This is a genomic window from Streptomyces sp. R41, assembly GCF_041053055.1.
Taxonomy (GTDB): domain Bacteria; phylum Actinomycetota; class Actinomycetes; order Streptomycetales; family Streptomycetaceae; genus Streptomyces.
In genome coordinates, this window is sequence record NZ_CP163443.1 from 9,164,047 (window position 1) to 9,175,854 (window position 11,808).

The window sequence follows — 11,808 nt, forward strand, 5'->3', positions numbered from 1 at the left end:
CACGGTCGGCTGGGCGAGCTCCGCACTCACGGGCGGCGGTTGCACACGCTCAGCTGGTCAAAATCGTCATCCGACAAGACTCGCCCGATTCCCAACCGGCTTGACGTATTCCGATATGGGAATATGATGGCTGCCATGGCACGAGCAGCGACGACGTCGGACGCGTTCAACGCGATCGCCGAGCCGCAGCGCCGGGACATCCTGGCGCTGCTGCGGGCGGGTGAGCGGCCGGTGACCGAGTTGGCCCAGGAGCTGGGGATGAGCCAGCCGGGGGCGTCCAAGCACCTGCGGGTGCTCCGGGAGGTGGGGCTGGTGCGGGTCCGCGGGGTGGGCAAGCAGCGCCTCTACGGCCTGGACGCCCGCGGGCTGCGGCCGGTCCACGAGTGGATCGGCGGATTCGAGCGGTTCTGGAACGAGAGTTTCGACCGGCTGGACACCTACGTGCAGGACCTCAAGCAGACACGGCAGGAGGAATGACCGATGGCAGGGGCAAGGCAAGAACCGCGGGCGGAGCCGGCGACGGCCGACCGGGAGATCGTGATCTCCCGGGTCATCGACGCCCCGCGGGAGCTGGTGTTCGAGGCGTTCACCGAGGTCCGGCACCTGTCGCGGTGGTGGGGTCCGGAGGGGTTCACCACCACCACGCGGTCCTTCGAGTTCCGCGAGGGCGGGGAGTGGGACTTCGTGCTGCACGGGCCGGACGGGACCGACTACTCCGAGTGGATCCGCTGGCTGCGGATCGCCCCGCCGGAGCGGATCGCGCTGTTGCACGGTGAGTCCCGCGACGACCCGAACGCCTTCGAGTCGGTCCTGACCTTCGCGCCGGACGGCGCGGCGACCCGGATCGTGATGCGCACGGTGTTCCCCACCAAGGAATTGCGCGACGAGGCGGTCGAGAAGTACCACGCGATCGAGGGCGGCCAGCAGACCCTGAGCAGCCTGGCGGCCTACGTCACCGACCTCGCGCGGAAGGGGGCGGAGGGCTGATGGCCGGGAAGGTGTTCTTCAGCGTGTCGATGTCGCTGGACGGCTTCATCGCGCCCGAGTCCGTGGCCATTGAAGACGAACTTTTCGCGCCCGATAAGCAGGACGACCCGGACGTTCAGCGCTGGATGGCGCAGTGGATGGACCTGCATCAGTGGGTGTTCCCGCTGCGGTTCTTCCGGGAGAACCTGAAGCTGGGCGAGGGCGGCGAGGAGGGCCGCGACAACGACGTAGCACGGGAGACGTTCGAGCGCACCGGCGCGAGCGTCATGGGCAAGCGCATGTTCGACCTCGGCGAGCAGTCATGGCCGGAGGAGGCGCCCTTCCACACCCCGGTCTTCGTCGTGACGCACACCAAGCGTGACCCGTGGGAGCGGCCCGGCGGCACCACGTTCCACTTCGTCAACGACGGCATCGAGCACGCCCTCGACCAGGCCCGCGAGGCCGCCGGCGACCGCGACGTCCGCATCGCCGGCGGCGGCGCGACGATCCTGGAGCACCTGAACGCCGGCCTGGTCGACGAGTTCTCGATCGCGCTGTCACCGGTGCTTTTCGGCGCCGGCACCCGCCTGTTCGACGGCGTGGACGCGTCCAGGGTCGCGCTGGAGCCGGTCCGTTCGGAGCCGTCGTCGCGGGTGACGCACCTGACCTACGCCGTGCACCCACGGTAGCCGCGCCACCACTCCACCCCAGCGACCCGAGCACCCACGGTGCACACGCTTGAATCAGCAGCCCACCACGGCCAACTGCGTATAGCCGTCAAAGTTCCCTGGTGGAAGTACATCCGCCAGCCCGTCTCCGTCAGGCGCCACAACGAGCTCCGCCATGCCCGGCGGCCTTGGTTGTCGGCGAAGTACGTCAGATGGACGACACAACTCCCATAGTTGACAGAGGATTCCGTCAGTGCCTCACTGTGGCCGCTGTCCGTGGAGGGCCTCGTGGGCCACGAGGCGCCGGGTGATCGAGCGGAGGGGAGAGGACTCCGCCCGCCGGGTTGTCGCAGCAGCCCCTTAGGAGTTGGGGGCAGCCTGATCCGGGGGACGCCGGGGAGGGTGGGAGCAGCCAGCCGCGCTCTCGGGGCTGATGCCTTCGCGCAGCCCGCTGTGCGCGGCCTCGTCGTGGAAGAACCCTCAGCGAATTGGGTGCGCCCGCGTTCGTAGCGCTCGACGAAGTAGGTGTGGGCGGGATCATCCTGCCGTGAGGTCGCGGACCGCACCACCGTGCGCGCAACCTGATCCGGGGCGAAGCCAAACCGACGCTCCCCTCCGGCGGTACCGAGGCGGCCGTGGTGACCGAACGCCGGGCCCCTGGTTCGATACCGTCACCTCACGGCTTTCGTCGGAGGCGTTCCGCCTCGATCTCGGCGCGCTCAGGTCCGAGGACCAGGAGGACGGAGAGTCCGTCGCCGACGATCCCATCGGGCCGGGGGAACCGGCTCGCGGTCGTCAACGCCGCGCGGCGACGGCCACCCGGTCCCGGAACCAGCGGTGGGCCGGGTCGTACGCGCGGCTTGCGTCTGCCGTCGGCGGACGACAGGTCGACGGCGAAGGCTCACGAGCCGTGCGGAGAACGGCCTTGAGCTTCGGACAGACCGCGCCGAACTGCCGACCGTCGGGCCGACGGCAACCGCATCCGGCGCATCGGCCGGCGGACCATGGCGTACGAGGGCGGGTGATAGCACCCCGCCGTCACATGCCACGCCCCCACCGTTGAGCAGCCCGCGACCCCTTTTGACAGCGACCGGCAGACGAAACCTTGCGGCTGTTATCGCGTCATACCTAAAATAATTTCGCCGCTCCTCGTGCTTAGCGAAAGACCTTCTGTGTACAGCTATCGAGAGTAGGTGCTCCATGACGGTTGCTGCTGCGTCGACGGTCCACCCGGACGAGGTGCACGAGAGACTCGGCCGCTATGTACTGACCGACGGTTTCAAACTTGTGCTCGACCCACTCGCCAGTCAGGGCTCGTGGATCGTCGACGCGCGCACCGGTGAGAAGTTCCTCGACCTCTACTCGTTCTTCGCGTCCGCTCCGCTGGGGCTCAACGCGCGGGGCATCGTGGACGATCCGGAGTTCATGGTCCTGCTTGCTCAGGTGGCGGCGAACAAGCCCGCCAACCCCGACATCTACACCACGCACTACGCCGAGTTCGTCGAGACGTTCGTCCGGGTGCTGGGTGATCCGGACCTGCCGAGATTGTTCTTCGTCGAGGGTGGGGCGCTCGCCGTCGAAAACGCGCTGAAGACGGCGTTCGACTGGAAGAGCCGCCGCAACGAGGCCGCAGGCCGCTCACCCGAGCTCGGCACCAAGGTGCTCCACCTTCGGCGGGCGTTCCACGGCCGCAGCGGTTACACCCTCTCGCTGACCAACACCGAGCCGAACAAGACGGCCCGCTTCCCGAAGTTCGACTGGCCGCGCATCGACGTACCCGCGGTGCGGTTCCCCCTCGAGCGCCACCTTGCCGAAGTCGAGGAGGCCGAGCGACGCGCCCTCGAGCAGGCGCGGCGAGCGTTTGAGGACAACCCGCACGACATCGCCTGCTTCATCGCCGAGCCGATCCAGGGCGAGGGGGGCGACAACCATATGCGTCCGGAGTTCCTGCAGGCGATGCAGGCGCTCTGTCACGAGCACGACGCGCTGTTCGTGCTCGACGAGGTGCAGACCGGGGTGGGGATCACGGGCACCACCTGGGCCTACCAGCAACTCGGCCTCGAGCCGGATATCGTCGCCTTCGCCAAGAAGGTCCAACTCGGCGGCATCATGGCCGGCCGCCGGGTCGACCAGGTACCCGACAACGTCTTCCGGGTCTCTGGGCGGATCAACTCCACCTGGGGAGGCGGGCTGGTCGACATGGTCCGGGCACGCCGCATCCTGGAGATCATCGAAAGGGACGACCTGGTGGCCAATGCCGCTGCCGTGGGATCGTGGTTCCTGGCCGAACTACGTGATCTGGAAGTCCGACACGCACCGGTGGCGTCCAACTCGCGGGGGCGCGGACTGATGAGCGCCATCGATCTGACCGACAGCGGCGTCCGCGACGAGGTGGTACGCCGGCTGCGAACCGAGGAACAGGTGATCGCGTTGCCGTGCGGTGAGCGTTCGGCGCGCTTCCGCCCTGCCCTGTCCATCACCCAGGGCGAGCTCGGGATCGCCCTGCGGGCCCTCGACCGGGTGCTCGCCGGTCTGCACTGACCCCCGTACCAGCCGACAAGGAGCAAAGTCATGGCCCGTTCCGTCGCCTCGATCGTTGCCGGCCAGTTGGTCGCCGGCGCTCCCGGCGGGACTCTTCAGCGCCCCAATCCCGGTCGTACCGCTGAGCTGGTCACCGAGATCTCGCTCGGGGACGCCTCGACGTTCGTCGAGGCCGCCAAGGCCGCGAAGGCGGCTCAGCGGTCCTGGGCGGACATCCCGGCGCCGGTGCGCGGATCCGCGATCGGAAAGATCGGCCGGCTCGTCGAAGCCAACAAGGACCGGCTCGCCCGCATCGTGACCGAAGAGATCGGCAAGCCGTTGGCAGAGGCGCTCGGCGAGGTCCAGGAGATCATTGACACCTGCGACTTCTTCCTGGGCGAGGGCCGCCGGCTGTACGGGCAGACGGTGCCCTCGGAGATGCCCGACAAGCAGCTGTTCACCTTTCGCAACCCCATGGGCACGGTTGCGGTGATCACCGCGGGCAACTTCCCGGTGGCCGTGCCGTCCTGGTACGTCGTGCCGGCGCTCGTGACCGGCAACACCGTGGTGTGGAAGCCCGCCGAGTACGCCGCCGCGAGCGCCAGGGCCCTCTTCGAACTGTTCGTGCACGGAGGCGGCCTGCCGGACGGCGTACTCAACCTCGTACTAGCCGACGGGGAGCAGACGTACGCCGGTTTGGAGGCCTCTCTCGAGGCCGGGCTGGTCGACAAGGTCGGCTTCACGGGGTCCACGCTCGTCGGCCGGAAGATCGGCGCCCTGTGCGGAAGCCACCTGCAGACCCCGTGCCTGGAGCTGGGCGGCAAGAACCCCCAGGTGGTCACCCCGAGCGCAAATCTCGACCTGGCGGTTGAGGGCGCGTTGTTCTCCGGATTCGGCACGGCAGGGCAGCGCTGCACCTCCCTCGGGACGCTCATCGTGCACGAGTCGGTGCACGAGGACTTCCTCGCCCGCTTCGACGCCGCGAGCCGCGCGGCCCGGATCGGCGACGCGTTCGAGGACGTCCTCTACGGCCCGATGCTCGACGAGCGGTTCGCGCAGCGCTACGAGACCTTCCTCGGATGGATCAAGGACCACCACCGAACGTACGGCTCCGACGGCATCGGTCGGATCACGGCCCACAACCCGCGCAAGGGCTTCGTCGGGGACCCTGAAGCGGGCATGTTCTACCACCCGGTGATCGTCGACGGGGTGCGCCGCGACGACGACCTGTTCCTCACCGAGACCTTCGGCCCCATCGTCGGAGTGACCACCTACCGGGACTTCGACGAGGCCCTCGATCTGGCCAACGCCCACGGTTACGGGCTGTCCGCCGCGATCTACACCACCGACCAGCACGAGGTGTGGACGTTTAGGCGCGGCATTTCCGCGGGCATGGTCAGCGTCAACAACACCACCTCCGGAGCCGAGGCGCACCTTCCGTTCGGCGGCAACGGCAAGTCGGGCAACGGCAGCCGCCAGTCGGGGCAGTGGGTGCTCGACCAGTTCACCCGCTGGCAGTCGATGAACTGGGACCACTCCGGCCGTCTGCAGAAAGCGCAGATGGACGTGGCCACGCTCGAGCCCGACATGTCTTTCCGCCTGTGAGCGGCGTCGAGGACCTGGACCGGCACTTCCGCGAGGCAGTAGCCGGTCTCCGCTCTCCCGCCCACGCTGCCGGCCCGGGGCCGGCGGGCGGTGCTACCGGATTCGGGGCGCCCGCCGGAAGCACGGACGCGGCGATCCAGTGGCACGACGGCGGACTGGACACCCGTACCGCGCTGGACCTGTTCGACGCCCAACTGGAGAGTCGGCACACCGACGCCGCCGCGCGGTGGATGCAGCAGCAGGGCCGTGGCTACTACACCATCGGATCGAGCGGGCACGAAGGCAACGCCGCACTCGCCCTCGCGTTGCGCCCCACCGACCCGGCGTTGCTGCACTACCGGTCCGGCGCCTTCTACTGCGCCCGCGCCCGCCAGGCCGGCGGCGTCGATGCGGTCAGGGACATGCTGCTGGGGGTGGCCGCCGGGGCCGACGAGCCGATCGCCGGTGGACGGCACAAGGTGTACGGGCGTCGCGAACTGGCCGTCATCCCGCAGACGTCGACCATCTCCTCCCACCTGCCCCGGGCAGTCGGGGTGGCGTGGAGCATCGCCCGCGCCAAGCGGCTCGGGACCGAGTGCGCCTGGCCCGGCGATGCCGTCGTCTGCTGTTCCTTCGGTGACGCCTCGGTCAACCACTCCACGGCGGCGGGCGCCATCAACAGCGCCTGCCACGCGGCCTACCAGGGCCTCCCGATGCCTGTGCTGTTCGTCTGCGAGGACAACGGCCTGGGGATCAGCGTGCCGACACCGCATGACTGGGTGCGGCGCGCCTACGGCAGCCGGCCTGGTCTCGCCTACTTCGCCGCGGACGGGTGTGATCCGTCAGCCGCCTTCGACACCGCGTGCGAGGCAGTGGCCCATGTACGGGGGCGCCGGCAACCCGCGTTCCTGCACCTGTCGATGGTGCGATTCCTCGGCCATGCGGGCTCGGACGCCGAAGCCGCCTACCGGGTGCCTTCCGAAGTCGCCGCGGATCTGCGACGCGACCCGCTGGTGGCCACTGCCCGGCTGCTCACGGCGGCAGGCGTCCTCACCCAGAAGCAGGTTCTCGACCGGTACGACGAGGTGGGCGGACGGGTGTTCGCCGTTGCCAAGGAGGCCCTCGAGAGTGAGCCCCTGACCACCCCCACGGAGATCGCCGCTCCCATCGCACCCCGCCATCCCGGCCTCGTGGCGGCTGCGGCACGCCGTACGAACGAACCACCCGCAGTGCCCGTGGGCGAACCCGTCACCGTCGCCCAGGCCATCACCCACACACTCGCCGACCTGCTCGGCAGCTACCCGGAGATGGTCGTCTTCGGCGAGGACGTCGGCCGCAAGGGCGGGGTCTACGGACTGACCCGGGGACTGCAGCGGCGTTTCGGTACCGCTCGGGTCTTCGACACCCTGCTCGACGAGCAGGCCATCCTCGGCCTCGGGCTGGGGGCGGGGCTGTCAGGGCTGCTGCCGGTGGCAGAGATCCAATACCTTGCGTACCTGCACAACGCCGAGGACCAACTGCGCGGTGAGGCCGCCACGCTTCAGTTCTTCTCCCAGGGCCAGTACCGCAACCCCCTTGTGGTCCGCATCGCCGGTTACGGCTATCAGCGCGGGTTCGGCGGTCACTTCCACAACGACAACGCGCTGGGCGTCCTGCGTGACATTCCCGGTCTGGTCATCGCGTCCCCATCCCGCCCTGACGACGCCGCCGCGATGCTTCGCACATGTGTCGCGGCCGGGAAGGTGGACGGAACGGTCAGCACCTTCCTCGAGCCGATCGCGCTCTACCACACGCGAGATCTCCACGCGGAGAGGGACAACGCCTGGCTCGCCGCGTACCCGTCACCTGCAGAGCACGTACCGATCGGCCAGGCACGCACCTACGGCACAGGCACGGACCTGACCCTCGTGACATTCGGCAACGGCCTGCGCATCTCGCTTCGAGCCGCACGCCGGCTGGAGCAGCAGGGCATCGCGTGCCGGGTCGTCGACCTGCGCTGGCTGGCACCTTTGCCGGTCGACGACCTGCTGCGGGAAGCTCGTGCGACGGGACGCGTCCTCGTGGTCGACGAGACCCGCCGTACGGGAGGCGTGTCAGAGGGAGTCGTCACCGCTCTGGTCGATGCCGAATTCACCGGCGCGGTCCGACGAGTCGCCGGCGTGGACAGCTTCATCCCGCTGGGAAAGGCAGCGCAGTTGGTGCTCGTGTCCGAGGCCGACGTCGAGCGCGCCGCGGGCGAGCTGCTCTCAGCAGGCCCGCATGCTCACCGGTGACGGCTGGTCAGGCCCCAGTGAGTCCCGGTGATCTCGAGGCGTCGCGGACGAGGTGCGGCGGCGCCTTCGCTCGAGGCTGGGGCGATCGGCCGGCCGCGGGCGAGAGCGGTGTCGTAGTGGAGCTGGTCAAGGCGGCTGGTGAGGTAGCGGACGCAGGCGAGGCCAGGCCCACGTGCGCGAGGGCCTGCTTCAGCAGCACTCCGGCATCTCGCTCTGCACGGCCGGGGAGGCGGCCTCCTGCGGGCCGAACCACACCAGACTTCGCCGCTGTCGTCCACGCGCACGGGGACGGCCCCGATGTACAGGATCGCCATCCGGGCCCTGACCATTTGCAGGGCTTGTCGTCCTCGCTCCTGAGGGTCAAGGGGTCGCAGGTTCAAATCCTGTCGTCCCGACGGTGCGAAGGATCTCGCAGGCGAGAGCCTGTGAGGGCCCTTTTCGTATGGGGTGGTTTCCGATCTTCGAGGCGCGCCCGTGTGGTCGGCAGTGCCGTCGGCGTCGTCCTCTGCTCCCCATTGTTGCCGGGGAGCAGAGGACCGGGGGCTCAGGCCTTGCCCTGAAGTCGCCAGATCTGGTTCTTCTTGGTGCCGAGGGCGCTCGCGGGGTCGCAGGTCCACTGGTGGATCAGGGCCCGCGGCTGGGTGGAGACGTCGGAGACGTCGACGCACTTGCCGCTGTGCACGGCCACGAGCTGGTAGTCGTGGCTGTTGCCGAGCGCGGTGACGGGGTTGAGGGTGAACATCTGGTTGGTCAGGCCGTTGCAGGTGTACTGGTCGACGGCGACGCCGTCGACCGTGGAAGCACCCGAGACGTCCAGGCACTTGCCGTTGAGCTCGTTGACGACGGTGAAGGTGTTCGTCCGGCCGGACACCGGCTTGAGGTCGAGCATCTGCTGGTAGCCGCCCTCGCAGTAGTACTGCTGGTACTGGGTGCCGTTGGCGGTGCTGAGATCGGTGTCGTCCAGGCACTGACCGCTGTTCTGGCTGACGGCGACCGTGGAGACGGTGGTGTTGGACGGCGGCAGCAGGGTGACGGTGTAGCCGTCCTTGGCGCTCGACCAGGGGATGGTCAGCGAGGCCGCGTTGTTGCCGACCGTCAGTGTGGTGTCGGAGATGGTCTCCGGGCCGGTCACCGCGGCTCCGTTGTTGTACGGGACGCGCTGGACCACCGCACGGACCTTGCCGCTCGCCACCACCGAAGTCGTGTTCAGACCGGTGAGGTTGACGGTGACCGTGCCGGTGTTGCCGCTGCTGCCGAGCAACACCTTGGCGTTCTTCGCGGCGTTGTCCTTGGTGGCCAGGCCGTCGGTGCCGGCGCCCGGGACCAGGTTGACGATGTTGCCGGTCTGCGAGCCGTAGTAGCGGTACATGAACCACTCACCGAGCGGCAGATACTGGCCGGCGCTGTTCTTGGTGAGCAGGTTGGCCTCGTAGTCGTGCAGGTTCGTACCCGAGGCCCAGTTGCCGCGCAGGCCGTCGGCGCCGGCCCGCTCCAGGCGGCCGATGAACCAGGCGCCGCCGCCCGGGGACTGCATGGACAGCGTGGCGTACTCGTTGATCTGGTACGGGCGGGTGTTGGTCAGGCCCGCTGCGGCGAGGGTGGAGTTGGCGCGCCCGACGTCGGTGACCGGGTCGCCCGGCTCGTCGTGCCAACTCCAGATGTCCGGGGCGACGTTGTTGGCCTTGACGTAGGAAAGGAAGGTCGTCCACCAGGTGTTGGAGGAATTCGGCTGGCTCGCGGTGCTGGGGCCGACGATCAGCTGGTTCGGGAACGCGGCCCGTACCTTGGCGTAGAACCGCGACCACATCTGCAGGTACTGGCTCTGCGAAGCGCCCCAGAAGTTGCTGCCGTCGGGCTCGTTCCACAGGTCCCACTGGACGGTCATGTTGTTGGCTTTGACGTCGTTGATCAGCTGCGTGACGAAGGCGTCGAACTGCGTCCAGTCACCGTTGTCGCCGGGCCAGCCCTGGCTGGTGGTGCCGTCGGCACCCCACAGGTCATGCGGGAGCAGGACGAACGTGCCGCCGAGGGCGGCGGTCCGCTTGTACTGGGCGAGGGTGGACTTCCAGCGGGTCTGGTAGTCGGCGAGGCTGGTGGCGTAGCCGCCGCTGTTGAGCTGGGCGCCGCCGGCCCGCATGAAGTGCCACTTGATGTCCTTGAAGAAGTGGTCCTGGGGCAGCGAGCCGTCCGGGGCCATCCCGTAGATCGTGCCGGAGGCGTGGTACGTCGGGGCGCCTCCGGCGGTGGCGAAATCCACGGTGACGCTCGTGTCGGCGGCGTGCGAGGCGGTGGCGGGCAGCAGGCTCGCCGCCAGGGCTGCCAGCAGGACGGCGGTTCTGGACAGAGGGCGTGGTGAACGCAGGGGCATGAGCGGCTCTCCCAGGTGGTCGGGGGCGTGGCGAACCGGTTCGACACCTCTTGCTTCGCGTCGGCCTCGGTCTGGTGCGGCTGCGACGCGATGCAGATCGTGGTCTCGTATGGCTCAGTCGAACCGGTTCGCCGGAAGCTAGCACCGCCGGAATCGGACCAGCAATACCTCCGACGTGGATCGAGTGGCATCTTCCGGCAGCATCCAGGAAATGTGCGGCGAGGCATTGACACCCGCATCGAGTCGCTCCTACCTTCCCTTCACGCGAACCGGTTCGACAACCGGCTCGCACTCGAACCGGTTCGACGAAGGAGTCGCGTGAACATCGGTGAGATCGCCCGGCGGGCCGGTGTCTCCCGGAGCACCGTCTCGTACGCGCTCAGCGGCAAGCGTCCGGTGTCGGACGACACCCGGCAGAAGATCCAGCGGGTCATCGACGAACTGGGCTACCGGCCCAACGCCAGCGCCCGCGCTCTGGCCAACGGCCGAACCAGCACCCTCGGCCTGGTCTTCCCGCCGGCCGGCTCCCACTACACCGGCATGCAGCTCGACTTCATCGGCAGCGTGGTGGAGGCCGCGGCGACCTACGACTACGACGTGCTGCTCTCCCCGAGCGGCGTGGACAGCGACCGTTCGTTCCAGCGTCTGCTGGCCGAGCGGCGGGTCGACGGCGCGATCCTCATGGAGATCAGGCTCCAGGACGACCGCATCGACCACCTCGTCGCCGAGAACTTCCCCGCCGTCTGCATCGGCCGGACCGCGCAGCCGGACGGCGACTGGTGGGTGGGCCTCGACCACACCGCGCTGGCGGCCGCCTGTGTCCACCATCTCGCCGACCTCGGCCACCGCAGGATCGCCTTCGTGAACCGGCCCGAGCGCATGCTGCGGGCCGGGTACGAGTCGGCGCACCGAGGACTCGAGGGCTTCACCAAGGCCGCGGCCGAGCGCGGGCTCACCGTACGGACGTACTGCTGCGGCGACGACGCTCCTTCCGGTGAAGCCTGTGTGGAGCGGATCCTGCTCGACGATCCAGCCATCACGGCGCTGGTCACGCTCAACGAGGCCGCGCTGGGCGGCATTTACCGCGGTCTGGCCTCAGCAGGCCGCCATGTGCCGCGCGACTTCTCGGTCACCGGTGTCGTGGCCGGAAGGTGGGCGGAGACGGTGACCCCGCAGCTCACCGCGGCGGACGTACCGGCGGAGCAGATGGGGCGCCTCGCCGTCGAGCTCCTCGTCGAGCGCTTGGACCATCCCGACGCGGCGCCGCGCCACCACCTGCTCGCCCCGCCCATCTCCCTGCGCGCGAGCACCGGCCCCGCCCACACCAACCCGGATGCCGGGCCCGGCTCTAACGCCTGACCCTCCACTCACTTCCCCCCACGTCCACAGCTCCGCTTCTTCACCGGCCGTGCTCGGCCGGCTGCTTCCC

At 68.9% G+C, this 11,808-nt stretch carries 8 protein-coding genes and 2 pseudogenes; 7 read left to right on the forward strand and 3 right to left on the reverse strand.

Annotated elements, in window-relative coordinates; all coding sequences use genetic code 11:
* The first annotated feature begins 135 nt into the window (after positions 1–135).
* Genes AB5J53_RS41630 through AB5J53_RS41640 form a run of 3 tightly spaced genes read left to right on the forward strand, consistent with a single transcriptional unit; the run spans position 136 to position 1,655 of the window.
* On the forward strand, positions 136–477 hold the full coding sequence (locus AB5J53_RS41630; protein ID WP_369250772.1) for an ArsR/SmtB family transcription factor: 342 nt from the start codon (positions 136–138) through the stop codon (positions 475–477).
* A gap of 3 nt (positions 478–480) precedes the next feature.
* On the forward strand, positions 481–987 hold the full coding sequence (locus AB5J53_RS41635; protein ID WP_369250773.1) for an SRPBCC family protein: 507 nt from the start codon (positions 481–483) through the stop codon (positions 985–987).
* Positions 987–1,655: a dihydrofolate reductase family protein gene (locus AB5J53_RS41640; RefSeq protein ID WP_369250774.1), complete on the forward strand. Its 669-nt coding sequence runs from the start codon at positions 987–989 to the stop codon at positions 1,653–1,655. Before AB5J53_RS41635 ends, AB5J53_RS41640 begins: the two co-directional genes overlap by 1 nt.
* A 92-nt stretch (positions 1,656–1,747) precedes the next feature.
* On the opposite strand, the pseudogene AB5J53_RS41645 reads toward AB5J53_RS41640, so the two are convergent.
* Positions 1,748–1,855: pseudogene (locus AB5J53_RS41645) on the reverse strand (DUF4440 domain-containing protein); the annotation flags it as partial.
* 979 nt (positions 1,856–2,834) lie between these two features.
* On the opposite strand from AB5J53_RS41645, the gene lat reads away from it, so the two are divergent.
* From lat to AB5J53_RS41660, 3 genes are read left to right on the forward strand one after another with little or no spacing between them, the layout of a single operon-like run.
* On the forward strand, positions 2,835–4,175 hold the full coding sequence (gene lat / locus AB5J53_RS41650; RefSeq protein ID WP_369250775.1) for an L-lysine 6-transaminase: 1,341 nt from the start codon (positions 2,835–2,837) through the stop codon (positions 4,173–4,175).
* Between the two features lie 30 nt (positions 4,176–4,205).
* On the forward strand, positions 4,206–5,759 hold the full coding sequence (locus tag AB5J53_RS41655; protein ID WP_369250776.1) for an aldehyde dehydrogenase family protein: 1,554 nt from the start codon (positions 4,206–4,208) through the stop codon (positions 5,757–5,759).
* On the forward strand, positions 5,756–8,011 hold the full coding sequence (locus AB5J53_RS41660; RefSeq protein ID WP_369250777.1) for a transketolase C-terminal domain-containing protein: 2,256 nt from the start codon (positions 5,756–5,758) through the stop codon (positions 8,009–8,011). The genes AB5J53_RS41655 and AB5J53_RS41660 overlap by 4 nt, the downstream gene beginning before the upstream one ends.
* A 166-nt stretch (positions 8,012–8,177) precedes the next feature.
* Here AB5J53_RS41660 and AB5J53_RS41665 read toward each other — a convergent pair.
* A pseudogene (locus tag AB5J53_RS41665) lies at positions 8,178–8,269 on the reverse strand (DUF4916 domain-containing protein); the annotation flags it as partial.
* A gap of 286 nt (positions 8,270–8,555) precedes the next feature.
* Positions 8,556–10,379, reverse strand: coding sequence for an RICIN domain-containing protein (locus AB5J53_RS41670; protein WP_369250778.1), 1,824 nt, complete (start codon positions 10,377–10,379; stop codon positions 8,556–8,558).
* A 318-nt stretch (positions 10,380–10,697) separates the two neighbouring features.
* On the opposite strand from AB5J53_RS41670, the gene AB5J53_RS41675 reads away from it, so the two are divergent.
* Complete coding sequence (locus AB5J53_RS41675; protein WP_369250779.1) at positions 10,698–11,738, forward strand: LacI family DNA-binding transcriptional regulator; 1,041 nt, start codon at positions 10,698–10,700, stop codon at positions 11,736–11,738.
* The last annotated feature ends 70 nt before the right edge of the window (positions 11,739–11,808 follow it).

Excerpts from the sequence above, each read along its gene's own strand:
- AB5J53_RS41630 (WP_369250772.1), top strand. The coding sequence starts at position 136 with ATGGCACGAGCAGCGACGACGTCGGACGCGTTCAACGCGATCGCCGAG.
- AB5J53_RS41635 (WP_369250773.1), top strand. The coding sequence starts at position 481 with ATGGCAGGGGCAAGGCAAGAACCGCGGGCGGAGCCGGCGACGGCCGAC.
- AB5J53_RS41640 (WP_369250774.1), top strand. The coding sequence starts at position 987 with ATGGCCGGGAAGGTGTTCTTCAGCGTGTCGATGTCGCTGGACGGCTTC.
- lat (WP_369250775.1), top strand. The coding sequence starts at position 2,835 with ATGACGGTTGCTGCTGCGTCGACGGTCCACCCGGACGAGGTGCACGAG.
- AB5J53_RS41655 (WP_369250776.1), top strand. The coding sequence starts at position 4,206 with ATGGCCCGTTCCGTCGCCTCGATCGTTGCCGGCCAGTTGGTCGCCGGC.
- AB5J53_RS41670 (WP_369250778.1), bottom strand. The coding sequence starts at position 10,379 with ATGCCCCTGCGTTCACCACGCCCTCTGTCCAGAACCGCCGTCCTGCTG.